General features: G+C 67.9%; 22 protein-coding genes and 1 riboswitch. Of the genes, 11 read left to right on the top strand and 11 right to left on the bottom strand.

Annotation, left to right across the window (positions count from 1 at the left end; all coding sequences use genetic code 11):
* From AB4Y79_RS19410 to AB4Y79_RS19395, 4 genes are all read left to right on the top strand, one after another.
* On the top strand, positions 1-1119 hold a 1119-nt coding region (locus AB4Y79_RS19410; protein WP_441865331.1), incomplete at its 5' end, for a DUF222 domain-containing protein.
* 126 nt (positions 1120-1245) lie between these two features.
* Positions 1246-2286, top strand: coding sequence for a zinc-dependent alcohol dehydrogenase (locus AB4Y79_RS19405; RefSeq protein ID WP_441865328.1), 1041 nt, complete (start codon positions 1246-1248; stop codon positions 2284-2286).
* 3 nt (positions 2287-2289) lie between these two features.
* Entirely contained in the window at positions 2290-2685 is a 396-nt protein-coding gene (locus AB4Y79_RS19400) for a 6-pyruvoyl trahydropterin synthase family protein (protein WP_441865326.1), read from the top strand.
* A gap of 2 nt (positions 2686-2687) precedes the next feature.
* On the top strand, positions 2688-3791 hold the full coding sequence (locus tag AB4Y79_RS19395) for a glycosyltransferase family 4 protein (RefSeq protein ID WP_441865324.1): 1104 nt from the start codon (positions 2688-2690) through the stop codon (positions 3789-3791).
* A 50-nt stretch (positions 3792-3841) separates the two neighbouring features.
* Here AB4Y79_RS19395 and AB4Y79_RS19390 read toward each other — a convergent pair whose 3' ends face one another.
* Complete coding sequence (locus tag AB4Y79_RS19390; RefSeq protein ID WP_441865321.1) at positions 3842-4348, bottom strand: nucleoside deaminase; 507 nt, start codon at positions 4346-4348, stop codon at positions 3842-3844.
* Positions 4349-4403: 55 nt separating this feature from the next.
* Here AB4Y79_RS19390 and AB4Y79_RS19385 point away from each other — a divergent pair, with 55 nt between their 5' ends.
* From AB4Y79_RS19385 to AB4Y79_RS19375, 3 genes are read left to right on the top strand one after another with little or no spacing between them, the layout of a single operon-like run.
* Complete coding sequence (locus tag AB4Y79_RS19385) at positions 4404-5207, top strand: phosphatase PAP2 family protein (protein ID WP_441865318.1); 804 nt, start codon at positions 4404-4406, stop codon at positions 5205-5207.
* 12 nt (positions 5208-5219) lie between these two features.
* Positions 5220-5855, top strand: coding sequence for a uracil phosphoribosyltransferase (gene upp, locus AB4Y79_RS19380; protein WP_056330138.1), 636 nt, complete (start codon positions 5220-5222; stop codon positions 5853-5855).
* A 45-nt stretch (positions 5856-5900) separates the two neighbouring features.
* Entirely contained in the window at positions 5901-6302 is a 402-nt protein-coding gene (locus tag AB4Y79_RS19375; RefSeq protein WP_441865314.1) for a glyoxalase superfamily protein, read from the top strand.
* Between the two features lie 62 nt (positions 6303-6364).
* On the opposite strand, the gene AB4Y79_RS19370 is transcribed toward AB4Y79_RS19375, so the two are convergent.
* The 6 genes from AB4Y79_RS19370 to AB4Y79_RS19345 form a co-directional block, all read right to left on the bottom strand.
* Positions 6365-7072, bottom strand: a complete 708-nt coding sequence (locus AB4Y79_RS19370) for a hypothetical protein (protein WP_441865311.1) — start codon at positions 7070-7072, stop codon at positions 6365-6367.
* A 5-nt stretch (positions 7073-7077) separates the two neighbouring features.
* Positions 7078-7238: riboswitch (cyclic di-AMP (ydaO/yuaA leader) on the bottom strand.
* 147 nt (positions 7239-7385) lie between these two features.
* Positions 7386-9455, bottom strand: a complete 2070-nt coding sequence (locus tag AB4Y79_RS19365; RefSeq protein WP_441865309.1) for an ArnT family glycosyltransferase — start codon at positions 9453-9455, stop codon at positions 7386-7388.
* Positions 9456-9461: 6 nt separating this feature from the next.
* Positions 9462-11630: an ArnT family glycosyltransferase gene (locus tag AB4Y79_RS19360; protein ID WP_441865307.1), complete on the bottom strand. Its 2169-nt coding sequence runs from the start codon at positions 11628-11630 to the stop codon at positions 9462-9464.
* Positions 11627-13054 (bottom strand): glycosyltransferase, encoded by a 1428-nt coding sequence (locus tag AB4Y79_RS19355; protein WP_441865305.1) that lies wholly within the window; start codon positions 13052-13054, stop codon positions 11627-11629. The genes AB4Y79_RS19360 and AB4Y79_RS19355 overlap by 4 nt, the downstream gene beginning before the upstream one ends.
* A gap of 113 nt (positions 13055-13167) precedes the next feature.
* Positions 13168-14646 (bottom strand): HAMP domain-containing sensor histidine kinase, encoded by a 1479-nt coding sequence (locus tag AB4Y79_RS19350; RefSeq protein WP_441865303.1) that lies wholly within the window; start codon positions 14644-14646, stop codon positions 13168-13170.
* A gap of 13 nt (positions 14647-14659) precedes the next feature.
* The gene (locus AB4Y79_RS19345; RefSeq protein WP_441865301.1) at positions 14660-15400 is read right to left on the bottom strand and encodes a response regulator transcription factor; all 741 of its coding nucleotides are present in this window, start codon (positions 15398-15400) and stop codon (positions 14660-14662) included.
* A 231-nt stretch (positions 15401-15631) separates the two neighbouring features.
* Here AB4Y79_RS19345 and AB4Y79_RS19340 point away from each other — a divergent pair, with 231 nt between their 5' ends.
* The 3 genes from AB4Y79_RS19340 (at position 15632) to AB4Y79_RS19330 (ending at position 18583) form a co-directional block, all read left to right on the top strand.
* Entirely contained in the window at positions 15632-16555 is a 924-nt protein-coding gene (locus AB4Y79_RS19340) for a hypothetical protein (RefSeq protein WP_441865299.1), read from the top strand.
* 572 nt (positions 16556-17127) lie between these two features.
* Positions 17128-17991, top strand: coding sequence for a winged helix-turn-helix domain-containing protein (locus tag AB4Y79_RS19335; protein WP_441865297.1), 864 nt, complete (start codon positions 17128-17130; stop codon positions 17989-17991).
* Positions 17992-18055: 64 nt separating this feature from the next.
* On the top strand, positions 18056-18583 hold the full coding sequence (locus tag AB4Y79_RS19330) for a SixA phosphatase family protein (protein WP_441865295.1): 528 nt from the start codon (positions 18056-18058) through the stop codon (positions 18581-18583).
* Here the strand turns inward: AB4Y79_RS19330 and AB4Y79_RS19325 are convergent.
* On the bottom strand, positions 18561-19487 hold the full coding sequence (locus AB4Y79_RS19325) for a LysR family transcriptional regulator (RefSeq protein ID WP_441865293.1): 927 nt from the start codon (positions 19485-19487) through the stop codon (positions 18561-18563). The genes AB4Y79_RS19330 and AB4Y79_RS19325 overlap by 23 nt on opposite strands.
* Positions 19488-19560: 73 nt before the next feature.
* Between AB4Y79_RS19325 and AB4Y79_RS19320 the strand changes: the two genes are divergently transcribed.
* A complete protein-coding gene (locus AB4Y79_RS19320; RefSeq protein ID WP_441865348.1) occupies positions 19561-20565 on the top strand; it encodes an EamA family transporter in 1005 nt (334 codons plus the stop codon).
* 634 nt (positions 20566-21199) lie between these two features.
* Here AB4Y79_RS19320 and AB4Y79_RS19315 read toward each other — a convergent pair.
* From AB4Y79_RS19315 to AB4Y79_RS19305, 3 genes are read right to left on the bottom strand one after another with little or no spacing between them, the layout of a single operon-like run.
* Positions 21200-21847: a TetR/AcrR family transcriptional regulator gene (locus AB4Y79_RS19315; protein ID WP_441865290.1), complete on the bottom strand. Its 648-nt coding sequence runs from the start codon at positions 21845-21847 to the stop codon at positions 21200-21202.
* Positions 21844-23880, bottom strand: a complete 2037-nt coding sequence (locus AB4Y79_RS19310; protein ID WP_441865287.1) for a YhgE/Pip family protein — start codon at positions 23878-23880, stop codon at positions 21844-21846. The genes AB4Y79_RS19315 and AB4Y79_RS19310 overlap by 4 nt, the downstream gene beginning before the upstream one ends.
* Positions 23877-24644, bottom strand: a complete 768-nt coding sequence (locus tag AB4Y79_RS19305) for an ABC transporter ATP-binding protein (protein WP_441865284.1) — start codon at positions 24642-24644, stop codon at positions 23877-23879. The genes AB4Y79_RS19310 and AB4Y79_RS19305 overlap by 4 nt, the downstream gene beginning before the upstream one ends.
* Positions 24645-24693 lie beyond the last annotated feature (49 nt).

Below are 24693 nucleotides of genomic sequence, written 5' to 3'. Positions count from 1 at the left end.
GAGACCGCGGGCCTTGATCCTGCCGGGGCGGCGGCGTTGGAGGCGCATTTCCTGGACCCCGACACACAGGATGGGGCGCGGGGGTGCCCGGTGGGGGAGATGCCGGCGCACCGGTTCCGTGCCAAGGCCCGGGCCTGGCGGGAGCGCCACCATGCCGGGTCGATTGAGAAACGCCACGCAAAGGGAGTCGTGGACCGGCGGGTGGAGTACCGGCCGGACCGGGACGGGATGGCGTGGCTGGGCGCGTACCTGCCCGCAGACCAGGGAGCGGCGGCCTGGAACCGGCTCACCGCCGTGGCCCGCGGACTTCAAGGCCCGGGCGAGACCCGCACCCTCACCCAACTCCGGGCCGATGTGTTTGCCGACGCGATCCTCACTAACGGACTTACCCCCGCCACCGGCAGCAGCGGGAGCGGGGCCGGCGGAGGTGGTGACGGCCTGAGCGAGGGACTCGGTGCCCTGCGCGGGACCGGGGACGGGGCGGCGGCCGGCTTGTCATCCTCGATCCGGGCGCAGGTGTTGGTGACCGTGCCGGTGTTCTCCCTGCTGGGTCTGACCGATGAGCCTGCGGTGTTGGACGGGTACGGGCCGGTCCCGCCCTCGATGGCCCGGCGGCTGCTCGCGGAGGGGGCGGGCTCGTTCTACCGGGTGCTCGTGGACCCGCGGGACGGGGCGCCGCTGGAGATCGGGCGGACCAGCTACCGGGTGGGCAAGGCCATGCGGAACTGGCTCCGGCTCCGGGACGGTAAATGCCCGTTCCCTGGTTGCAGCACCAACTCCCTGGATACCGAGGCCGACCACATCCTCGCCTGGGCCGACGGCGGCAGCACCGGAATCTCCAACCTGGGACAACCCTGCCCGAAACATCACCGCCTCCGGCACACCACCGGCTGGAAACCCACACCCGCGAGCAAAACCGAACCACCCGGCTGGACCTCACCGACCGGCCGCCACTACACCAGCGAACACCAAGACTGGGAACCAACCCACTGGCCACCGCAACTGAAACAGGGAGGGAGCCAGGCCGGCGGACCACCGGGCAGCCACCCCGACTTCGCCTACTTCGGGCTGTCGCCGGGAGAAGAAAGCCTGGCGCGGATCCTTCACGCTCCCGCATGAAACAAACCCGCATGACACGGGGCCGTCCGATACCCGCGCGTACGTCACCCATGCCTCGACACGGACACCGCCGGCCGCCGCCGGACTTTCCCAGCACCTGCACGTCCGGCTAGATTCATCAGCAAGATGATGAATTCACAGCCTCCGATCCATGCAACCGCATACTGGACCACCGCAAAGCAGCACGGCGAGCTCAGGCCCGAAGAAATGCCCGCACCCGGTCCCGGCGAGGTGTTGGTCCGCGCTCTGTACTCCGGTATCAGCAGGGGCACCGAAATGGTGGTCCACGCCGGGGCTGTTCCGCCCCGGGTCGCGGAGCAGATGCGCGCCCCGCACCAGGAAGGGGAGTTCCCCGGGCCCGTAAAGTTCGGCTACCTCTCCGTTGGGGTTGTGGAGGAGGGGCCCGAGGACTGGAAAGGCGCGCGCGTCTTCTGCCTGAGCCCACACCAGGACCGTTATGTGGTTCCGCTGGAGTCCCTGACGCGGATCCCGGATGACGTCCCGTCCCGGCGCGCGGTGTTGACCGGAACGGTCGAAACCGCAGTCAATGCGCTGTGGGAGGCCGGGCCGCGCCTGGGGGACCGGGTTGCGGTTGTCGGCGCCGGCTTGGTGGGCGGCATGGTCGCCACCCTGCTGCGTACGTTCCCGTTACAGCGCCTGCAACTGGTGGACGTGGACCCGGCCAGGAGGCAGCTGGCGGAGGCTCTGGGCGTCGACTTCGCCCACCCCGATGAAGCCTTGGCCGACTGCGACATTGTCATCCACTGCTCGGCCTCGCAGGAAGGCCTGGAGCGCAGCCTCCAGCTCGTCGGCGACGACGGCGACGTTATCGAGATGTCCTGGTACGCCAACCGGACGGTCACCATACCGCTGGGCGAGGATTTCCACGCGCGGCGGCTGTCCATCCGGGCAAGCCAGGTAGGCATGGTGGCCCGGGCCCGGCGCCACCGCCGCACCAATGCGGACCGCCTCAACCTTGCCGTTTCGCTGCTCAAGGACCCCGTCTTCGATGCCTTCCTGACCGGTTCGTCCCGGTTCGAGGACCTTCCCGAGGTGGTCCAGAGCCTGGCCAACGGCACGCTGGAGGCCTTGTGCCACGTCGTCGAGTACCCGTCGGGCAACCCGGCCCCCAGCAACGCTACCCACAATTCCGAAAACGTAAGGTAACCCATGTTCAGCCTGACCGTCCGCAGCCACTTCATGATCGCCCACAGCCTTCCCCGGGAAGCGTTCGGGCCCGCACAAGCACTGCACGGGGCGACATTCGTCGCTGAGGTGACCTTCCGGCGTCGTGCCCTGAACACGGACGCGATCGTCCTGGACATCGGAGCCGCCGGGACCATCATCGAGGAAGTGCTGGGCGGCCTGAACTACCGCAACCTGGACGACCACCCGGACTTCAAAGGCAAGCTCACCACCACCGAAGCATTGGCGGAGTACATCGCCCAGGCAGTCTTCGCCAACATCAAGGACAGCGACGACGGCCGGGAGCTCGCCGGCATTGACGTTACCCTCCGCGAAAATCCGGACGCCTGGGCCACCTACGCCCTGGACCTGTCCGCCTGACAGTGCGCCCCATCCGGCTGTTCGTTCCGGGCAATATCCGCCACAGCTCGGGCGGCAACGTCTACAACGCGCGCCTGGTTGACGGCCTCAAGGCACTGGGCGCCGAGGTGGAGGTCATCGCCGTCGAGGGCAGCTGGCCGGGCGCCGGCGGACACGAACGACGCCGGCTGGGCGCCCTGCTGGGTGCGTCGGACCGGGAAACAGATCCAGGGCAGCCAGTGACGATAGTGGACGGACTGGTGGCGGTAGGCGCTCCGGACGAACTGGAATTTGCTGCAAAGGCCGGACGGCAAACATGGGTCCTGGTGCATATGCCCGTGCCGGAAAATGCGGGCAGCGAGGCCCTCAGGCGCGAAGCCAGGGCCATGCGCGCCGCAACGGGCGTCATCTGCACCAGCACCTGGGCGGCAAGCGAGCTCAGCAAACGCGGACTCCCCGAAGCGCGGGTTGTCCTCCCCGGCGTAGACCCGGCACCCGGGGCGCCCGGTTCCACGCCGCCCCACCTGGCGGTCGTCGCGGCGCTGCTGCCCAACAAGGACCAGTTGCTGGTGGTTGAGGCCTTGGCCCGGATTCGGGACCTTGACTGGACTGCGTCGTTCGTGGGGTCGGACCAGGCAGATCCTGGCTACGCGCGGGAGGTTCGGTCTGCGGTCATTGCCAGCGGGCTGCAGGAGCGGTTGCGGCTGACCGGCGAGCTCACCGGCGAACCCTTGGAAACGCAGTGGGCCCGGACGGACCTGACGTTGTTGGTGTCCCGGACGGAAGCGTTCGGGATGGCCGTTACCGAGAGCCTCGCCCACGGCATCCCCGTGCTGGTCCGGGCGGGGACCGGCGCGGTGGAGGCGCTCAGCCTCGCCGGACTGGAAACGTCCGACGGCGAACCAAGACTTCCCGGGGCAGCGGTTCCCCTGCCCGTTGGGGGACAGGAGAGTCCGGGCCGGCTGGCCGGGGTCCTGAGGCGCTGGCTTGAGGACGCGGGCGTCCGGGAAAGCTGGCGCACAGCAGCAGTGGAAGCCCGGCAGAAGCTCCCCGGCTGGAGCAGCACGGCGCAGGGCCTGCTGGCCCTGCTGGAGGCGCGGGCTGACGGAACCCCTCCGGGGGACTGATTGAACCCCGTCGCAGGACTGATGGGAGGTGCCCCCGCCGCCGGAGGGATCTAAAGGCTGCTCCGGTGCGCCGCGAAGAACTCGCGCAGCAACAGGGCGCATTCTTCCTCGCGGACTCCCGGGTACACCTCAACCCAGTGATTGAGGCGGCGTTCGCGCAGGATATCGAAGACCGATCCTGCGGCACCCGCTTTATCGTCCCACGCCCCGAATACCACCCGGGGGATCCTGGCCAGGACGATCGCGCCCGCGCACATGGCGCAGGGTTCCAAGGTGACCACCAAGGTGCAGTCGGACAACCGCCAGCCGTCGCCGCGGCCGCCGTCGAGCCTTGCCCGTTCCTGCAACCGTGCGGCAGCCTCCCGGATCGCCACCACCTCGGCGTGGGCTGTGGGGTCGCCCAGTTCCTCCCGCTGGTTTCGGCCGGAACCCAGCACCCCGCCGTCGGGCCCTATGACCACGGCGCCGATCGGCACATCCTCTGTGGCGAGGGCGCGATGGGCTTCCGCGAGCGCAAGGCCCATCCAGGCATCGTGTTTCTTTTCGGGCAACTGCATGGCTCAATGATAGTTTCGGGGATACTCAGGTTACTTACCGATGCCGGGAGGCACCATGGATACGCTTCGGGACCGCTTGGGGACCTGGTTCAAACCCTACGCGGCGCTGTTCCTCACCATCCTCGTGGGCGGCGTGGTCATCGTCTCCCTCGCCCTTCTCGGCGCCGAGGTGTACGACAATGTGGTGGACTCCGCGGGGCTGGCGAACCTGGACAAGCCTGCCCTGGCCCTGTCCGAGAGCCTGCGCAGCCCTGGGCTCGATGCGTTCGTCACCGGGTTTACCAACATTGGCGGCGGCATCGGCATGCCCATCCTGGCCAGCATCCTCACCGCGTGGCTGACCTACCTCAGCCGCAACTGGCGTCCCCTGATCCTGATTGGCGGTGCTGCAGCCGTATCCATCACCGCCACCACCTTCGGGAAGAAGCTGGTGGGCCGCACGCGCCCGGACCACGCAGACGCCGTTCCGCCGTATGAGGACTCGCCGTCGTTCCCCAGCGGGCACACCTTGAACACCACGGTGGTGATCAGCCTCGTGGCCTACCTGATCTGCCTTCAGTTCCAGGCCATGCGCGTCCGGGTCACGGCCATAGCGGCGGGTGCGGTGTTCATCATCGCCATGGGGTTGAGCCGGGTCTTCCTTGGCCACCACTGGCTTACAGACGTGATGGCTGGCTGGTTGCTGGGGCTCACCTGGGTGGGCGTGGTGATTTTGGCCCACCGGCTGTTCCACATCGTCCGCAGGCGGGAGCACGTGGGTGCCGCCCCGTCGTTCGACCGCCCCATTGTCCGCGACGTGGTGGCGGAGGAACTGCACGACGGCGGCTCCTCCGGACCCGGTAAAGGCAGCGCCGGATGATAGTTTTGGGGGATGCGCACTCTCGTTGTTGACCACCCCTTGGTCGCCCATAAGCTCACCGTCCTGCGGGACAAAAACACGCCGTCGCCGGTCTTCCGCCAGCTGACGGAAGAGCTGGTGACCCTCCTGGCCTACGAGGCCACGCGGGAGGTCCGCACCGAGCCCGTCACCATCCAAACGCCGGTCAGCACCACTGTCGGCACCGCATTCACCAAGCCGACGCCGCTGGTGGTCCCCATCCTCCGCGCCGGCCTGGGCATGCTGGAGGGCATGACCAAGCTGGTACCCACCGCAGAGGTGGGCTTCCTGGGCATGGCCCGGGACGAGGAAACCCTGGACATCATCACGTACGCCGAGCGCCTCCCCGAGGACCTGACCGGCCGCCAGGTCTTTGTCCTGGATCCGATGTTGGCCACCGGCGGAACGCTGCGCGAAGCCATCAAGTTCCTGTTCAAGCGCGGTGCTTCCGACGTCACCTGCATCTGCCTGCTGGCCGCCCCGGAGGGCCTGGCCCGGCTGGAGGAGGAACTGTCCGGGGCCAACGTACACATCGTCCTGGCTTCAATTGACGAGAAGCTCAACGAAAAGTCCTACATTGTTCCCGGCCTGGGTGACGCCGGCGACCGCCTGTACGGCATCGCCGGGTAGCACCGGCCCTTTTCCACGCCGGTTACCCGCCGCTAGCCTGTGCGGATGGACTGGAAACTTGAACTCGTCTTTGTCCCTGTGTCCGATGTGGACCGCGCCAAGGATTTTTACGTCAACAAGGTTGGCTTCAACGCCGATTACGACGAGCGACCGTCGGATTCGATCCGCTTCGTGCAGTTGACGCCGCCCGGCTCTGCCTGCTCCATCTGCATCGGCGAAGGGCTCACCGACGCTCCGCCCGGCACCGGTTCCAACCTGCAGCTGGTGGTCAGCGACATCCAGGCCGCCCACCGCCAGCTCAAGGGCAACGGCGTGGATGTCAGCGACGTGGACGTGCAGCAGTGGGGCCACTTCCTGCACTTCGCCGATCCGGACGGCAACAGGTGGTCTGTCCAGTACATCCCGTGGCGGAACGCCGGGCAGGACGCCGCGCAGGACGCCGGTTAACGCAAAACCGCGGGCCGCATCATGGTGACGCGGCCCGCGGTTTTGCGTTGGTGCGGTGCTGCCTAGTACCAGTTGTGTGCCAGGTGGAAGTTCAATGCGCCACAGGGTGAGGCGTAGCTCTTCTTGATGTAGTCCAGGCCCCAGTTGATCTGAGTGCGGTAGTTGGTCAGGTAGTCGGCGCCTGCGCTGGCCATCTTCTCTGCGGGCAGCGACTGGACGATGCCGTACGCGCCGCTGCTGGCGTTGGTGGCCGTGGTGGTCCAATCGGATTCCTTGGTCCACAACGTCTGGAGGCACTGCATCTGGTCCGGTCCCCAGCCAAAGGAAGACAGCTGGCTGGCGGCATAGGCCTGGGCGCCCGCAGGATCGTTAACCGCGACGGCGGGGGCAGGAGCGGGTGCGGGGGCCGGCGCCGGGGCGGGTGCTACAGCTGCCGGGGCGCCGGGTGCGGGCGCAGGAGCCGGCTCGGCCGCTTGCGGCGCCACGCTGATGGCGGAAGGAGCGGGATTCGCGGCCGGGCTGGACCGGATTTCGCTCTTCTCGATGCTCATTTGAGCGTCCGACGCCGAATTTGAAGAGTTTGACCCGGTGGACGACGCCTGGGTCATGCTGGTGGTCGCCTGGCCTGCCGCGCCAACGCCAACCAGCACCGCGCAGGATGCCGCGAGGACTGCAGTACGCCGGCCCAGGGTGGTCTTTTTGGCGGGCTGGGGTTTGGCCCGGTGTTTTGCCTTGGTTTGCAGGCATGGTTTTGCCATGGATTTAGACATGATTGATCGCCTCTCACACCTGCGGAGTTAGCTGTCGGGTTCGGATGAGGGCATCCGGCCGCACGGAACAAACACGTGCTGGCTTAACCCCAAGGGCAATCAATGCCCGGGACGGTGGGTCCCCCGCCTCTGCCGTTGCTCAAGCGGAATCCGGGAAGCGGCAGAGCTTGGCGTCAACCCGGGATATGCGGCCCGAACGGGGACCGCACCCAATCGACGGTACAGGAAGATCACGCATAAGTCACATTTGGGTAACGGAAGTCACGATTCCTGGCGCGCCGATTTGCTGCCGGGCTGCCCCCGTGACCGATTATCACGCCAGGACGTAGACCGTGGTCCCGCCGATGCTTTGCGACGGGAAGGTAGATGCTACCCACTGCGCAATCCGGGTGGAGGCGTCCGAACCGCTGCTGGACATCATGGTCCCGCCGGCAATGAAGTAGTGGATTTTTCCCTCCGATACCAGCGTCTGGAACTGTTCCAGCGTGGGGGAGGGGTCGGTGCCGTTGAAGCCGCCCACAGCCATTACCGGCAGTTCCGTGGCCAGTTGGTAACCGGCGGCATTGTTCGAACCGACCACTGCCGCGGCCCAGGTGTAGTTCGAGGCACCGTCCTTGAGTGCGGCCACGAGCTCGGCCGACGGCGTGGGCGCACCAAGGAGGCCACCCATGCCACCCATCCCGCCGGCTCGGCCACCGCCGGCACCTTGGCCTTGTCCAGTCTGGCCTGCGCCGCCCGGGGCTGCCCCGGTCTGGCCTGCGCCGGCCTGGCCTGCCCCGGCCTGGCCGCTGAACTGCCGGGCACTCCCGCCCGCACCAAACCCGCCGGCCCGGTTTCCGCCGAACCCACCCGGGCCGCCGAACGATGTCGCCGGCCCTGCACTGACAATGGCCCCGCTGTGCGCCGTCGCCGCCGTCGAGATGGAGAACGCCAGCGGTCCGGCGAGCGATGCCGCAATGGCGAGCGCCGTCGTCGTCCGCTGAACCGAGCGCAGGCGAATGAACCTGCCCAGCCCAATCCCTGCCGCGGCCGCCAGGCCTGCAGCCAGCACCAGCCAGCGCAGCCACGGACCATAGGCGGACGTGGTACCCAGCAGGGTGAAGGCCATCAGGGCTGCCGCGGCCACCGATGCCGCGAGGAGGGCCGCCGCAGCGGCCTGCCGCCGGTGCTGCCAGAGGAGGACCGGGCCCAGGCCGGCAAGCCCGGCGATCCCCGGTGCCAATGCCACCGCGTAGTACGGGTGGATGATGCCCGCCATAAAACTGAAGACCAACCCGGTCACCAGCACCCAGGAACCCCAGATGATCACCGAGGCCCGGACGGCGTCAGTCCGTGGCGCCCGCCGCCCAAGCCACAGCAGGCCCGCAGCAAGGATCAGGGCGGAGGGAAGCAGCCAGGCGATCTGGCCGCCAAATTCACTGTTGAACATCCGCAGCAGGCCGGGAATGCCCCAGCCGTTGCCGCCACCCACACTGCCGGTTTCGTCGCCCGTCAGCCGGCCCAGGCCGTTGTAGCCGAGGGTCAGCTCCAGGATGGAGTTGTCCTGCGAACCGCCGATGAACGGACGGTCCGCCGCCGGGATGAGTTCGACGACGGCCAGCCACCAGCCGGCCGCGGCAACCATCGCCGCACCGGTGGCGAGCAGGTGCAGCAGCCGCCTGCCCAGCTCCGCCGGCGCCGCAACCAGGTAGGCGAACGCAAACCCGGGGACCACCAGCAGGACCTGCAGCTGCTTGGCAAGGAACCCGAAGCCCAGGAAGACCCCTGCCAGCAGGAGCCAGCGCAGCCGGTCCTCCTGGATGGAGCGGAGCACCCCGTACCCGGCAGCGGTCATGAGCAGCACCAGCAGGGCGTCCGGGTTGTTGAACCGGAACATCAGGGTGGCCACCGGCGTCAGGGCCAGCACCACGGCGGCCAGCAGCCCTGCCCGGTGGGCGAGCCGCGGGTCACCGGTGGCCGGCGCCGCCGCCTGCCTGACAGCCAGGTACAGCAGCAAGGCGGTGCCGACGCCCATCAGGGCTTCGGGAACCAGGATGCTCCATGAGCTCAGGCCGAACATCCGGACCGAAAACCCCATGATCCACAGGGACGCCGGTGGCTTGTCCACGGTGATGGAGTTGGCAGCGTCCGAGGAGCCGAAGAACCAGGCCGCCCAGTCCTGCGACCCGGCCTGGGCGGCGGCCGAGTAGAAAGCGTTGGCCCAGCCGGATGCCCCGAGGTTCCACAGGTACAGCACGGCGGTGCCTGCCAGCACTGCTGCCAGTTCCAGCCGGTGCCGGAGAGCCAGGGGATCCCGCCGCACGCGGGCCGCGGCAGCGGGGCCGGGGGCAGCGGGAGCGGGAGCGGGGCGAGCCTGCACCGGGGTTGGGTAATAGCCGGCCATCGTGTCCTACTTGGTGAGTTGGTACACCGTGGAGTTCCCCACCGTTTGGGCCTGGAAGTTGGCCTGCACCCAGGCAGCCACCTCGGAGTTGCCGCCCCGGCCGCCCATGCCGCCTCTCCCCATGCCGCCGGCGCCCCCTTCGATGTAGTAGCTGATCTCACCCTTGGCCACCATGTCCTGGAACTCGGCGAGCGTCGGGTAGGGATCACCGCCGTTCCAGCCGCCCAAGGCAATGACGTTGGTGTTCGTGGCCAGTTCCAGGCTGGCGGCCTGGCTGGCCCCGGAGACGATCGCCGACCACTTCGTGGTGGTGCCCGCCAGCAGTGCGGTCACGGCGGCATCGGCGGTGCCTTCGCCGGGGCCGCTGGCCCCGCCGGCACCCGGGGCGCCGTTGACGCCATTCGCGGGATCAAATCCGCCGGCACCCGCGGCCGCATCCGTGCCGTCGGTCCGGTCGCCACGGAGCGCTGCGTCGTCCCGGAACCCTGCAGCCCTGTTGCCGAAGCCGCCCGCCGACGAACCCGCGGGCCCCGACGTCGGAATGGATCCCGAATGGGCGGAAGCAGCGGTGGCAAGGGTCCAGGCGGCCGTTCCAAGTCCTCCGGCCAGCAGGGACAGCACGACGACGGCGGACGCCCCGGCGCGCCGGAACCGTCCCGGAGCGCCCTTGGCGTCAAGGCGGAGGAGGATGGCGGCGGCCGCAAGGACGCCGAGGACGATGATGGCGATGCCCAGCGACGGCAGCCAGGACGCGTCGCGGCCCAGCAGGACCGAGGACCAGATGGCAGTTCCCAGGACGACGACGGCAAGGGTGATCCGTGCCGGCCAGTACGTTCGGCCCCGCCAGAGTTCAACCGCGCCGATTCCCACCAGCGCCGCGATGGCCGGTGCCAGTGCCACGGAGTAGTACGGGTGGACGATGCCGCTCATGAAGCTGAAGACGCCCGCCGTGACCAGCAGCCAGCCGCCCCACAGGATCAGGGCCGCACGGCTCCTGGACGTGCGCACTTCGCGGCGGGTAAACCACAGGCCGGCTACCAGCAGCACCAGGGCGGCAGGCAGCAGCCAGGACACCTCGCCGCCGAAGCTGGTCCCGAACATCCGCAGCAGGCCGGCCGCGCCGCCGAACCCCGCATTGCCGCCGCCGAAGCCAGCGGGTGCGCCTGCCGCTCCGCCGAAGCCGCCCCCGATGGCGTCGCCGAAGCCAGCAGGTGCGCCAGCGGGCCCTCCTGCTCCGCCTCCGGGCATGCCTTCACCGGAGCCTGTGATCCGCGCCAGGCCGTTGTAGCCGAAGGTCAGTTCCAGGAAGCTGTTGGTGGTGGACCCGGCCATATACGGCCGTTCCGAGGCCGGCGTCAGTTGGAACAGGGCGACGTAGCTGCCGGCCACCACAACGATCCCGGCCAGTGCGCCGAGCAGGTGGACCAGCCGGCGTCCCAGCGAGGTGGGAGCTGCCCACAGGTAGGCAAGTCCAAGCGCCGGAACCACCAGGAAGCCCTGCAGCATCTTGCTGAGGAATGCCAGGCCGATCACGGCCCCCGCGGCGACCAGCCACTTCCAGCCGGCCCGCTCCATGGCCCCGGTGGTGAAGTACGCTGCCAGCACCAGGCAGAGGGTGAGCATGGCGTCCGGGTTGTTGAATTTGAACATCAGCGCCGCGACGGGCGTCAGCGCCAGGGCGCCACCCGCCAGCAGGCCTGCTGCCGGCCCCGAGACCCGTTTCACGGCGAGGTACAGGAAGCCGACGGCGGCCACGCCCATGAGCGCTTCCGGCACCAGCATGCTCAGCGAAGAGAAGCCGAAGATGCGTCCCGCGAGGGCCGGGATCCAGAGCGCGGCGGGCGGCTTGTCCACGGTAATGGCGTTGCCGGCGTCCAGCGATCCGAAGAGGAACGCCGTCCAGTCCTTGGTGCCCGCCTGGATGGCTGCGGCGTAGAAGGAGTTTCCGTAGCCGGTGGCAGCCAGGTTCCAGAGGTACAGGACTGCCGTGGCCACCAGGAGGCCGGCGGCCGAGGGCCGCACCCAGCGGGGCTGGCCGCCGAAAGCGTAGCGGGCCCAGCGCGGCCCGGGCTTTTCGGGGTCAGCTGCGGAAACAGCGGCACCTGACGGGTGCTGGGGGCCGCCGGTTGATTCGGTGGTTGATCCGGCGCCTGCCGGTGAAATGGTGGAGGTCATGATGCTGCCGTTTCTGTGGAGGCGGTGGCTGTCGTGTCGTCGGCGGTTGGTGCCGCAGGGTTTCCGGCGGGTGTCGCTCCGGGGCTTTGGTCTGTTCCGGGACCGGGGTGAGCGGCGGGTGCTGTGCGCGGTGCCCGTTCCCGGAAGACCCAGAGCCGGAACAGCAGGAACCGCACTGCGGTGGCGGCAAGGTTCGCCGCCACGACGGTGAGGATTTCCGCCCACCGGTCCGGCGTCGTCGTCCTGTGGACCAGCGCCAGCGCACCCGAGGTGAGCACCAGGCCGATGCCGAACACGATCAGCCCCTCAAAGTGGTGCCGGACCGGGTTGCCGCCCTGGATGCCGAACGTGAAGCGCCGGTTGGCTCCCGTATTGGCCACCGCCGTGATCAGCAGGGCCAGGAAGTTGGCAAGCTGCGGATCCATGAACCCCCGGCAGAACACGAAGATCACCAGGTAGGCCAGGGTCGACGCGGCGCCGATGGCGGCGAAGCGCACCAGCTGGCCAAACAGGCTGCTGCCGCGCGTTTGCTCGGCCGCGCGGGACGATGCGGGCAGCGGCCCCCGAGCCAGGGCCGCCCGCAGTTCAGGAACCGGGATGCGCCCGTAGAGCAGGTCGCGGGTGAGACGTGCCATGCCCCGGACGTCCGCCAGCGCCGTCCGGAGCACGTCAACGCTTGAATCAGGATCGTCGATCCAGTCCACGGGTACCTCATGGACGCGCAGGCCGCACCGCTCCGCCAGGACCAGGAGCTCGGTGTCAAAGAACCAGGAGTTGTCCACAGTGTACGGGAGGATCTGCTGGGCGACGTCGGCGCGGATCGCCTTGAACCCGCACTGCGCGTCGCTGAACCGGGCACCCATGAAGGAGTGCAGCATCAGGTTGTAGCCGCGCGAGATGAACTCCCGCTTGGGACCACGGACAACGCGGGAGTTGCGGGTCAGCCGGGTTCCGATTGCCAGGTCCGAGTGGCCGGAAATCAGCGGCGCCAGCAGCGGTGCCAGGGCTGCAAGGTCGGTGGAGAGGTCCACGTCCATGTAGGCCAGGACCGGCGACGGCGAGGCCAGCCAGACCTTGCGCAGGGCGTTGCCGCGGCCCTTTTCGTCAAGGTGGACCACCGCGAGTTCGGGGAACTCGCGGGCCAGCCGTTCGGCGATCTTCAACGTCCCGTCCGTACTGGCGTTGTCCGCCACGGTGATCCGGAAGCTGTGTGGAAAGGAATCGCGCAAATGGGCGTGCAGCCTGCGGAGGCATTCCTCCAGGTCGCGCTCCTCGTTGAAGACCGGGATGGTGACGTCGAGGACGGGTACGGCGGTGCGGGTGTCCACGGGGCCGCGCCGTACGGCACGCCCCCGTGACGGAATGCCCACCGGCGCCACCGCGGCGTCGGGCAGGGTTCCTGAGGTGGAGTCGGTGAGCGTCATGAATCAAGGGTGGCGCCGCCGCATTTGAGGTCTTTAGGCGCAACCTGTGACGTACCTGTGTAAGTGCCGCCCCTGCTCATTTTCCGGTGCGTCAGCACCGCCTGCCCGGGCAGTCAGGCCGTGGCAGGCCCGGTTGACGGAAGGCGGACGGCGAACTCGGTCCTGCCCGGCCGGGAGACCAGTTCCACGGTGCCGCCGTGGGCCGCGACGATGGATTCGACGATCGATAGCCCCAACCCGGAAGATCCCTCGGAGCCGGAGCGGGCGGCGTCGGCCCGGGTGAAGCGCGAGAAGATGTTGCCCTGGAATTCGGCGGGAATGCCGGGTCCGTCATCGGTAACCGTGACCACCACGCTGCCGTCGGCGGAGCGCATCACACCTGTGGTTACGGTGGTGCCGGCCGGCGTGTGCTTCCTGGCGTTGGAGAGGAGGTTGGCCAGCACCTGGTGGAGCTGGGTGGTGTCGCCTCGGACGGTCACCGGCTCGTCGGGCAACGTCAGCTGCCAAGTGTGGTCCGGGGCCATGACCTTCTCGTCGCTGACGGTTTCGATCACCAGTTGGGTGAGGTCCACATCGGTGGTTTCGGTCGCTTTGCCCTCGTCCAGCCGTGCCAGCAGCAGCAGGTCTTCCACCAGGGCAGTCATGCGCTCCGACTGGCTTTGCACCCGGCCCAGCGACTTCCGGCCGTCCTCCGTGAAGGTTTCGGTCATGCGCATCAACTCTGTGTAGCCGCGGATGGCCGTCAGAGGGGTCCGAAGTTCATGGGAAGCGTCCGCAACAAACTGGCGCACCTTCATCTCGCTGCGTTGCCGGGCTTCCAGCGCGCTGGAGACGTTGTCCAGCATAAGGTTCAGTGCATGCCCGACGCTGCCCACCTCGGTGGTGGGATGCGCCGCCGACGGCGGGACACGCACCGCCAGTGCTACCTCGCCGGCATCGAGCGGCAGCTTGGAAACTTTGGTGGCGACGTCGGACAGTTGCTCCAGCGGCCGCATGGTCCGGCGGATCAAAGCTGTCCCGGCCAGCCCGATCAGGACAAGGCCGCCCAGAGAGACAAGCACCATCGTCAGCACCAGTGAGGCTTCGGTGCTTTCCTTGGTTGCCAGCGGGAGTCCGGTGATCACCACGTCGCCGTAGGGCGTCTGCGTTGCCATGAGCCGGTAGCGGCCATTGGACAGCTCCCGGTCCACCTGGCTGCCGTCGCGGGGGAGTGCCTGCAGGGTGGCTATGTCGCGGGAAGTCAGCGGCGTGCGGGTGAAGTCCGATGACAGGAAGCCGGCTTCCCGGGTGATCTGGCCACCTACCACCCTTGCGTTGAGGGTTCCCACGCTCTGCCCGCGCGCGTCCAGCGGATCCGGACGGCCTGAGGGATTGCCTTCGGGTGGGCGGCCGCGGGAAGCCATCGTTAGCTGCTCGTCCAGTTGCTTGGAGAGGACCACGTCCATGGAGGCGTAGCTGACCACGCCAATCGCGCCCGAAATGGCCACCAGGAGGACCATTGAGAGCAGGATGAGGCGGGTGCGGAGGTGCCAGGTGGCCGGGTTGAACCAGGAGCGGCCGGTGGGCCGGGGAACCCCGGAAAGCGATGACATGCGTTTCCTTGGCTTAGTCTGCGGGTTTGATAACGTAACCGGCTCCGCGCACGGTATGGATCATGGGCGGGTGGTTGGCCTCGAGCTTCTTGCGCAGGTAGGAGATGTACAGTTCCACGATGTTCGCCTGGCCACCGAAGTCGTAGTCCCACACGTGGTCCAGAATCTGGGCCTTGCTCACCACGCGCTTGGGGTTTTCCATGAGGTAGCGCAGGAGTTCGAACTGTGTGGCAGTCAGCTGGATTTCCTCCCCGGCGCGGGTGACTTCCCGGGTGTCGACATTGAGGACCAGGTCGCCCAACACCAGTTCGGCGGTGTCCATGGCAGCCACGCCGGAGCGCTGGACCAGGCGGTGCAGGCGCAGCAGGACTTCCTCCATGCTGAAGGGCTTGGTCACGTAGTCGTCGCCGCCGGCTGCCAGCCCCACGATCCGGTCCTGGACGTCGTCTTTTGCGGTCAGGAACAGCGCGGGCACCTCCGGCGCGAAGGCGCGGATCCTGCCCAGCAGCTCCACGCCGTCGAACCCGGGCAGCATGACGTCCAGCACCAGGACGTCCGGATGGAAGTCCTTTGCGAGCTTGACGGCCGTTGGGCCGTCCCCGGCCACGGCCACGGACCAGCCCGCCATGCGCAGGCCCATGCTCATCAGCTCCGACAGGCTGGGTTCGTCATCGACCACCAGGGCCCTGATCGGGGACCCGTCGGGGTGGGTGAGCTGGGGAAGGTTGTTGGTCATGGAGTGCGGGGATGCCATGGGACAACTCTCCGATCTACCGGTTTGCCGGTGCTTTGCCGTTGCTGTGTTCCAGCTGTGAGCTCCAGCCTAGCCACCTGGGCCGGCGGCCAGTCGCTTCCTCGTGTACGTGGGAACCGTGCAGGTCACAGGCGGACTTGGCCTGCCGCACAGCCCCCGCACAGCAAACCGGCAGAGCCTGATGGAACAACAGCATCACCACCAGCAGTTTCAACTTCTTTGGAGAACACAATGGACCAGCAGAACAACCAGGCAGTCCCTGGGGCATCAGGGCATAACGGGCAGCCGGCCCCGGTCTGGGAAGGTGCACCGGAGGGCAGCGACCGCAGTGCGGCCCCCGACCGGGAGGTCCCGGCGGCCCGGGACGGGCATCCACGCGGGGAGTCGCGGCAGGGGCAGCCTGCGCAGGGCTGGGGTGCACCCGTCCCCGGCCAGCAGTCGGCAGGATGGGGTACGACGCCGGCCAACGGCCAGGTGCCCAACGCCGGCACTGGCTGGGGCGCCCCGCAGCCATACGCATCCACTTCGGCCTCCCGCGCGAACAAGGGCACCTGGACCGCAAAGAAGGGGCTGCTGGTCGGGGGCGCTGCCGTGGTCCTGGGCGCCGCGGCCGGCGCCGGTGCCTACGCGGCCGGAAACGGTTCGGGAACTGCCGCCAACGCCCAAGGCGCTGGCGGTGCCAGCCAGTTCGGTCCCGGCGGGCAAAACGGCATGGCCGGGCCGGGCAGCCAGACTGGAACCAACGGCGGCACGGCCGGCGGCATGGGCATGGACGGCGGACCCGGCGGCCTGGGGATGGGGGCGGCAGGCCTGAACGCAGCCATCCACTCCGAATACGTGGTCCTTGAAGGTTCCAACTATGTGACCATGGCGGGCCAGGCAGGAACCGTGACGGACGTCTCGGCCACCTCGTTGACGGTCAAGAGCGAAGACGGCCTCTCCCGCACCTACGCAGTGGGCTCCGATGTGCAGGTCACGCAGGGGATGCGGCAGCGCGGGGGCACATCCACCGGCAGTACCCTCGGCCTGTCCAACGTGACCACCGGGGCCAGCGTTCGCGTGACCGCATTGAAGAATGGCGACGCCTACGCGGCGCAGATCATCCAACTTGTCACCGCCGGCACCTCTGCCGGTGCGGGGACCAGCAGCAACTGACGACTGCACGCCGTACCACTCGTGCGCAGGTCCTGCCGCCGGCCCACGCCCGCTGTCGGGGCCAAGAAAACTTGCCGCCGGCAGGACTGGGACTGGACACGGCAGGCTGTCGTCCGGCCGATTCTATGTCAAGCGATTGAATTTCGGGGAGATTCGGAAAAGGGGCCATCCATCGAATTATGTTCCGAATAAATGGGTATCTGAGTCGCTTCTCCGGATAACGAACGTTATTATTTCCCCATCGCGAAATAGTGATCTAAAACACAATCGCCGCTTTTGTCTCACCATGTGGACGAATTAGTCCATTGTTACTTGCAAGTTGGCATTGTTACGCTGCACACTTCCAATGTGAACAAGAACTCAACAGCACCTGCAGCCGCAGAATATTGGCCCAGCACATCCGCTGCTGCCGACATGCGCTGTTGTCGAATGCACGCCTGACCTTCGCACCCCTGAAGTTCTTAGGCATTCGCCCCCCAGCCCAGCGTCGGGCGCCCTTCCTCGGTCCGCGTCCACGGGGAATCCAGCATTCGAGCCGCGAACACGGCCATTCACATTGAGGTAAGCAATACATGTCAGTTGCATCCGGATACGTCCACATCTCCGTCCGTAACGCCGCCAAGGCCGGCCAGCCCTCCGGCCTGCGCCCCGGCTTTGGCCCTCGCCCGGCGCTCGCTCCCACTTCCGGAAGCAGCTTCCCCGCCCAGGGCTACGCCCCGCAGGGATACAACCCGAACTCCTACGGCCAGCTCCGCGCCGTCCAGCCCGCCGAGGCCGCTCCCGTCACCGCCCCAACTCCGGTCGTTGCCGGTCCGAACGCGGTTCGCCCCGTGGCCAACGACAACGTGGCCCGCGGGTTTGTCCTGTACATGGGCATTGACGAGGAAACCGCGGCAGCAGCCGGCACCTCCATCGCCAAGCTCGCCCAGGAGATCCGCGCGTACGCCCAGTCACTGGTCTCCGGCGCCGAGAGCTACGCCGCTGTTGCGGTAGCTCCCGCCGGAACTCCCGGGTCCGCGCTCGACGTCGTCCGTTCCACCTTCGGCGACCCCACCGTCAACTCCCGCCAGCGCACCGAAAGCGCCCGTCCTGCCCAGCCGCAGGAACCGCGCCCCTCCGGCGTCCTGATCGACCTCGCCCGCCGCGAAGTCCACCTCGACGGCGAATCCCTGAACCTCACCTTCAAGGAGTTCGAGCTGCTGAACTACCTCGTCGAGAACGGCACCCGCACCGTGGGCCGCGATGAACTGCTCGAAGGCTTGTGGCGCAACGCCGAAGAGGTGCCCAACGAGCGCACCATCGACGTCCACATCCGCCGCCTCCGTTCCAAGCTGGGCCGCCTCGCCAACACCGTCCGCACGGTCCGCGGCCAGGGCTACCGGTTCTACGAGCACCCCGAGGTTGTTGTCTGGGCCGCTCCGGAGTACTCGATCTAGCTCTGCGGATAACCGTTCTCAGGGTCCCTGCCTTCGCGGCTGCGGGATTGGCTAGGCTTGGGCCATGAGTTCGCACCATGTTCGACGCCTTGTGATCATGCGCCATGCCAAGGCTGACTGGCCGGGCGGCGTGGCCGATCACGAGCGGCCGCTCGAGGAGCGCGGGCACCGGGAGGCGCCGCTCGCCGGACGGTGGCTGCTCAAGCACAACATCGTTCCGGACTTCATCCTGTGCTCCAGCGCCCTGCGGACCCGGCAAACGTGCACATGGGTCTGCTCCGAGCTGGGGGACAAGGCGCCCACGCCCAAGCTTGAGGACGGCCTGTACGCGGCCTCGGCCCAGCGGATGCTCACCGTGGTCAACCACGTGCCGGATACCGTGACCACGCTGATGCTGATCGCGCACCTGCCCGGCGTGCAGGACCTGGCAATGCACCTCGCGTCGCGGGATTCCGACCATGACGCCTACATGGACGCCGCCACCCGCTATCCCACCAGTGCGCTGACCGTCCTGGAAACGGAGAAGCCCTGGGCGGAACTGGATGGGCAGGACGCCAGGATCACCAGGTTCAAGGTTCCCCGGGCCCACTAGCGCCAACCTCGCCGGCAATCCCGCGCAGGAGCCCGGCGACGTGCCTGATGCCCGGGCTGGCCGTCATGGTCTTGCGATGGACGAGCCCAACCTGGCGCGCCTGCACCGGGTTGATCACGGGAACAGCGATGACATCCCGGGGGAGTACCGGGCGCCCCAGCCGGGGAACGAGCGCCACGGCCACGCCCTGCTCCACCATCGCGATATGCGTCGCGAAATCGGGATCATAAACCCGGATATCCGGCACCCGCCCCAAGTCCGCGAAAATGCGGAGCAGGGCCTCATTGCAGATCGCCCCCGCCGGCGTGCTGATCCACCGTTCGTCAACAAGCTCCGCCGGCTCAACCTCGGCGCGCCCTGCGAGGGAATGGGTACGGTGTACCAGGACATCCGCCACATCCTCGCACAGCCACTCCAGCGTCAGATGCTCCGGAATCACCAGCGGCACGGAATTCCAGTTATGCACCAGGCCAAGGTCCGCCTCGCCGTGGGCGACCCGGGCCACGGCCTCGCGCGGATCCTCGGCCAGCACGGTGACACCCAGCGCCGCTCCCGACTCCTCAAGACGTGCCAGCAGCGGGCCCACCAGTCCGCGGCAGGCCGTGGAAAAGGAAACCACGCGGAGGCTGCCGCTGGGCTTGGCCGGGTCTGCCAGCAACGTGGATTGCAACTCTTCCAACTCGGCAAGGATGCGCCGGCCATATGCCGCCAGGGCCAGTCCACGCTCCGTGAGCAGGACCCCACGGCCCCGGCGCTCCAGGACCGCGAAGCCGGCCTCTTTCTCCAGCTTCTTCACCTGCTGGGACACGGCCGACGGGCTGAATCCCATGGCCTCCGAAGCCGCAATGACGGAACCGTGCTGTTCAACCGCCGCGAGCGCCCGCAGGGAGCCGATATCAATCATGAAGCAAACGTACATGATCGCCGGTACCTATCAGCGCTGGTGCTTCATCGTGCGGCCTGCCAGAGTATGGATTGTGAACCTGCGCGATTCCCTCCTTGCCGTCCTTGTCGCCCTGTTGTGGGGCCTGAACTTCGTGGCCATCGACATCGGTCTGCACGCCGGAGGCCACGACTTTCCGCCGCTGCTGTTCGTCGCTTTGCGCTTCGTCCTCGTGGTGGTCCCCTGGATCTTCTTCATCAGGAAACCGGACGTCAGCTGGAAGGCCATCATCGGCGTCGGACTCTTCATGAGTGCAGGCCAGTTCGGCCTCCTCTACCTCGCCATGGCCCTGGGCATGCCCGCCGGGCTCGCGTCCCTGGTCCTGCAGGCGCAGGTCCTGTTGACCGTCCTCCTCGCCGCAGGCTTCCTGGGCGAACGCCCCAGCCGGCGACAGTTGGCGGGCGTCGCGCTGGGCGTCGCCGGACTGGCCCTCGTGGCGGTAGGCCGAAGCGCCGTGGCACCGCTGCTCCCGCTGGTCATTGTCCTGGCCGCGGCGTTGTCGTGGGCCGCCGGCAATGTGATTGCCCGGAAGGCCAAAGCGGCGTCCGGCCTGGGGCTGGTGGTCTGGTCCGGGGCGGTGGTTCCACTCCCGCTGGGCGTGTTGTCAGTGCTGGTGGACGGGCCGGATACGGTCTGGCAGTCGCTGGCCACGCTGCAGGCGCCCACCGTGCTCAGCGCGCTGTACACGGCAATCTTCGCCTCACTGGTGGGTTATGGAATCTGGAACCGGCTCCTTGCCAGCCACCCGTCGTCGGCCGTTGTGCCCTTCACCCTGCTGGTCCCGGTGGTCGGCATGAGCGCAGCGTGGCTGGTCCTTGCCGAGGTGCCGTCGGCAACGGAACTGGCGGGCGGGCTGCTCCTCCTGGGCGGCGTCGCGACGGCGGTGCTCACCCGGGGAGGCGGGCCCCGTCAGCGGCGCGGGGCTGAGCCGCTGCCGGGCCTGGGTGCCGGTTTGGGCGCCGGAGACACGGACGACGACGGCCGCTTTGCTGCTGCGGACGTCCCCCGGGCGGGAGTGCGGGAGGCGGACGTCCGCTGAACGGGGGACGCCTGTGATCCGGACGCTTGAGAGCCGGACACCTGTGACCCGGACGCCTGACCGGCGGTCCGCGGCGCGGCAGCACGCGGGCTGCGCGCCGCCGGTCCTGGCCGTTGTGATGGGGTGCGTTGCGATGCCGTGCGTGCCGGGGCCTGCGCGTTGACACGGGTAGCCGGCCGTGGAGCGGACGCCGGACGCCTGCTGGTTCCTGCGGGTCTCCGGGCCGCCGTGGCGCGCCGCCTTCCCGGCCAGAGCGCGCCCAGGAAGAGGACCCCGAATGTTGCCGCGGCTGCCAGGCCGGCACCCAGGAAATAGTTGTCCGGGTCGTGGGTGGGCAGTGGAGTGCCCAGGAAGGAGGACTGGTCACCGTACGCCAGAGTCCAGGTGCTGAGGAACGCCAGGGAAAAGCCGAGGGCCAGTGCGGTTCCGGCACCCGCGGCGAGCAGGGCGAAACGCCGGCGCCGCACCACAATCTCGGCAACAGCAGCCAGGTAAGCCAGCCCCAGGACGCCGAGGAACGCAAGGAACACCGGCTCGGCAAGGGTCATCCCCGTGAGCACCAGCAGCCCGGCGGCGACGACGCCGCAGATCACCGCAAACTTTCCGCTCTTTCCGGTATGGCGCATGTGCTCCATCATCCCCGAGGCGCAGCCTCCTTCAGGACGTAGCCGCGCATGATGGCCATGATTGCTGCAACACTTTGGTCACGGGTGCGTTCGGGATTGTAGGTCTGCCGGTCCAGCCCCACCACGAAGCAGGCGCCGAAGATGGCCGTTTCGAGGCTGCCCCGCGATACCGAATTATCCACCGGATACGCCGCGGCCACGCCCTCCACGGCCTGGCCGACGACCTCGAGGAGCTCCCCGCGCAGAACCGAGAACGTGCCCTGCCACTCACTCGGGATCCGCCAGTTCTCGCTGACCCACAGGCGCGCGAAGGAGGGGTATTCGGCCATGAAGTCCATGGCCTGGCCAATCATCGCTTCCATGGCCAGCAGCGGGTCACGGCCACTGCCGCCGCCGTCAGCGGCCTCAAGCAGCCGGGCCTTGAGGATGTCCACCCCGTGCCGCAGCAGCTGGGCGATGAGCTCGGATTTGCTGCCGAAATTGTAGTAGACGGTGCCCTTGGACACCCCGGCCGCGGCGGCGATTTCATCCACCGTGACGTTGGCCGCCCCGCGTTCGCCGATCAGTTCCATGGAGGCGTCAAAGAGCTTCTGGCGCGTGGCGTTGGTCCGGGCAGGCCGGCGACCTTTCGCCCCGGCCGGGGGTTCGGTGGTCATACGGCGATCTCCGGTTTCAGCGTCTTGAGCGTCCAGTACTTGTTCTTGCGCACGGCCAGCGTGGAGAGGGCAGCGCCCAGCACGGTGTAGCCCAGCAGCCCGGCCAGGGTGGGAACAATCATGGACAGGTCCGCGCCGTAGATCAGGTGCCGCATTCCGGTCACCACATAGCCCATGGGGAGGACCTGGTGCACCGCATGCAGCGGCTCGGGGGTGGTCTGCCACGGGAACGTACCGCCGGAGGACACCAGCTGCAGCACCAGCAGGATGAGTACCACCAGCTTGCCCGGTGACCCCAGCAGGGCCACGATCCCCTGGATGAGGGCGCTGAAGGCCATGGCCGCGGCAAGCAGGAACAGCCACATCAAGACAGGATGCGCAGGGTTCAGCCCCAGCCCCACATCCACCACCAGGGTCAGCAGGGACGCCTGCACCACCGAGACCAGCAGGAATGGCAGCCAGCCGCCCAGTGCGATCTTCCACGACGGCGCGTTCGAGGCAAGGGCCCGCTGGGTAATGGGCCGCATCGCCTGGATCAGCATGAAGATCCCGATCCACAGGGCGAGGGTGAGGAAGAACGGTGCCAGCCCTGCGCCGTAGGAACCGGCCTTGGCTTGCGAGACATTGCTGACCGCAACGGGATCGGCCATCACCTGGGAGAGGTTGCTCTTTTGGGTGTCGTCCGGGTTGGGGACCTGGCCGGCCCCCTTTCCGATCTCGTCGGCCAAGGTCCGGGAACCGGTGGCGGCTTGGCCCGCACCATCAACGAGTTGGGCCGCGCCGGCGTCCACCTTCCGCGCGCCGTCCGCAAGCCCGGCGGCGCCGTCGACGGCGGATTGCTCACCGGTTGCCAGCGCTGCGGCCCCCGTGTGAAGCTGGTTCGCCCCTGCCGACGCCTGCACGATGGCATCCTTCAAGGCCGGCATTCCGGCGGCCAGCTGGGCTGCGCCGACGCTGACCGCCTCGGATCCGTCGGCCAACTGCTGGACCTGTTCGGCGTCCGTCTGGATTTTGGCCTTGGCGGCGGCGACAGGACTGGACGCTGCGGCGGCGTCGAAATCGGCCAACACCTTGTCAGCCTGTTCCTGGGTCAGGACGCCGGACGCCACGAGCCTGCTGTTGGACTCCACCACCCGGGTCCGGAGGCCCTGGTCCGCTGCCTCCAGCTGGGACGCCACATCCTGCACTTTGGTATTCAATTGGGCATTCCCGGCAGCCACCTGCGCCGCGCCGGAGGCCAGCGTCTGGGCATCGGTGGGCAACGTGGCGGTCTTGTCCTTCAGCGTCGACAATCCGCTGCTGAGCTGACCCGCGCCGTCGGTCAGCTGGTTGGCGCCATCCAGCAGCTTCAGCTGGCCGGCGTACAACTGGTCGGCTCCGCTGCTCAAGGCAGAAGTCCCGTCGTGGAGGGTGACCGTCCCGTCCCTTAGCGTGGCCACGCCGTCGGCGAGCCGGGCGGCGCCGTCCGCGGCCTGGACCATTTTGCTGTGGATGGTCCCGAAACCGGTGAGCAGTTGGTTGGCAGTCTCCTCACCAACCTCCTTGGCCACGGTGGTGTGAACGGCCGTGGTCAGCTTGTCCACGATGGTGCTCAGGAGGTAATTGTTGGCATCGTTCGTGGTGACGTTCAGCATGGCCTGGCTCGCGGAATCAAAGCTGCCCGGCGAGACCAGGTTTGCCGAGAAATCCTTGGGGATCTTCAGGGCGAAGGCGTACTGGCCGCTGCTGACTCCGGCATCGGCCTCCGTTGAACTGGCCACCGGAACCCAATGGAACACGTTGCCCTCCACCAGGCTGTCCGCCACCTTGGTTCCGGCCTCCAACCGGGTGCCGTCGGCAGCGGTTGCACCCGAGTCCTCCACCACCAGGGCGGCGTCAAGGTTGTTGAGGTGGCCGTAGGGGTCCCAGTTCGCATACAGGTAAACGGCACCGTAGAGCAGCGGGACCATGGTCAGCGCCAGGATGGTCAGCTTGGGCAGCAGCCCGCCGGTCATGCGCTTGAGTTCGGAGCGGGCCAGCCGCAGGACAGTCACTTGGCAACCTCGGTTTCGAGTTCGGTTTCCTGGTCTTCCCGATCAGGCAGGGACTCCGCTGAGTGCTTACCGGCCGGGGCGCCAGCCGGATCCTGAGGCGCCGGTACCGGCTCCGTCGCCAGCTCCGGCGCGGGTTCGGGTGCCGCGTTACCGATGACGGCAACCGGCCCATCCCACGAGGCGGGGACGGCACTGACGGCCGCTACGACGGCGAGCGGCCGCCCGGCGTCGTACGCCAATGCCTGCAGGCGGGGCAGCCAGGTGAGGTCATCCGCGCTGTGCCGGTCCGGGGAATCGACCACCAGCAGGTCAGTGCGCGGGTTGGCCAGGGCCAGCGCCGTCAGCAGCTCGAGCCGCCGTTGGGGCTCGAGCTGTTCCGTCCACAGGTCTGCGATGTCCTCGAACCGGTTGACCTTCAGCCAAGGTTGGCTAAGCAGGGCGCCACGGTAGCGCCGGGGGATTAAGGCCAGGTCCTCGGTCACCAGGTCGCGGACGCTGAGGTGCTCCTCCGGTTCATTGACGCCGGGGGAGTCCACCAGCGCGGCGGCGAGGCGGAGCTGCTTGGTCCGGGAGTTGTTGTCCCAGCTGGGCTGCCCACCGCCGGTGGCCTTCATCCTGCCGCTGAGCAGGAGCGCAAGTGCGGTGCGCTGGTCCTGCCGGTCGCCGGCAACGAGCAGCAGCTCGCCGCGGGCAGCCGTCAATGAGGTGGGAGGAAGCAGCGGATCCCGGCGTCCTTTGGCCTGGAGCTGGTGTGCTGAGAGCAACGGTTGCCTTTCGCAGAAGAAGTCTGTATCAAGACTAACCAAACTGACC

The sequence above is a fragment of the Pseudarthrobacter sp. YAF2 genome (assembly GCF_052113345.1).
GTDB lineage: Bacteria > Actinomycetota > Actinomycetes > Actinomycetales > Micrococcaceae > Arthrobacter.
Note: the sequence above shows the minus strand (reverse complement) of the source record. Positions and strands in the feature narration are given on the sequence as shown.

Excerpts from the sequence above, each read along its gene's own strand:
- AB4Y79_RS19345 (WP_441865301.1), bottom strand. The coding sequence starts at position 15,400 with ATGGCATCCCCGCACTCCATGACCAACAACCTTCCCCAGCTCACCCAC.
- AB4Y79_RS19360 (WP_441865307.1), bottom strand. The coding sequence starts at position 11,630 with ATGACCTCCACCATTTCACCGGCAGGCGCCGGATCAACCACCGAATCA.
- AB4Y79_RS19390 (WP_441865321.1), bottom strand. The coding sequence starts at position 4,348 with ATGCAGTTGCCCGAAAAGAAACACGATGCCTGGATGGGCCTTGCGCTC.
- AB4Y79_RS19370 (WP_441865311.1), bottom strand. The coding sequence starts at position 7,072 with ATGTCTAAATCCATGGCAAAACCATGCCTGCAAACCAAGGCAAAACAC.
- AB4Y79_RS19375 (WP_441865314.1), top strand. The coding sequence starts at position 5,901 with ATGGACTGGAAACTTGAACTCGTCTTTGTCCCTGTGTCCGATGTGGAC.
- AB4Y79_RS19365 (WP_441865309.1), bottom strand. The coding sequence starts at position 9,455 with ATGGCCGGCTATTACCCAACCCCGGTGCAGGCTCGCCCCGCTCCCGCT.
- AB4Y79_RS19315 (WP_441865290.1), bottom strand. The coding sequence starts at position 21,847 with ATGACCACCGAACCCCCGGCCGGGGCGAAAGGTCGCCGGCCTGCCCGG.
- upp (WP_056330138.1), top strand. The coding sequence starts at position 5,220 with ATGCGCACTCTCGTTGTTGACCACCCCTTGGTCGCCCATAAGCTCACC.
- AB4Y79_RS19385 (WP_441865318.1), top strand. The coding sequence starts at position 4,404 with ATGGATACGCTTCGGGACCGCTTGGGGACCTGGTTCAAACCCTACGCG.
- AB4Y79_RS19330 (WP_441865295.1), top strand. The coding sequence starts at position 18,056 with ATGAGTTCGCACCATGTTCGACGCCTTGTGATCATGCGCCATGCCAAG.
- AB4Y79_RS19340 (WP_441865299.1), top strand. The coding sequence starts at position 15,632 with ATGGACCAGCAGAACAACCAGGCAGTCCCTGGGGCATCAGGGCATAAC.
- AB4Y79_RS19335 (WP_441865297.1), top strand. The coding sequence starts at position 17,128 with ATGTCAGTTGCATCCGGATACGTCCACATCTCCGTCCGTAACGCCGCC.
- AB4Y79_RS19405 (WP_441865328.1), top strand. The coding sequence starts at position 1,246 with ATGATGAATTCACAGCCTCCGATCCATGCAACCGCATACTGGACCACC.
- AB4Y79_RS19325 (WP_441865293.1), bottom strand. The coding sequence starts at position 19,487 with ATGATTGATATCGGCTCCCTGCGGGCGCTCGCGGCGGTTGAACAGCAC.
- AB4Y79_RS19400 (WP_441865326.1), top strand. The coding sequence starts at position 2,290 with ATGTTCAGCCTGACCGTCCGCAGCCACTTCATGATCGCCCACAGCCTT.
- AB4Y79_RS19350 (WP_441865303.1), bottom strand. The coding sequence starts at position 14,646 with ATGTCATCGCTTTCCGGGGTTCCCCGGCCCACCGGCCGCTCCTGGTTC.
- AB4Y79_RS19355 (WP_441865305.1), bottom strand. The coding sequence starts at position 13,054 with ATGACGCTCACCGACTCCACCTCAGGAACCCTGCCCGACGCCGCGGTG.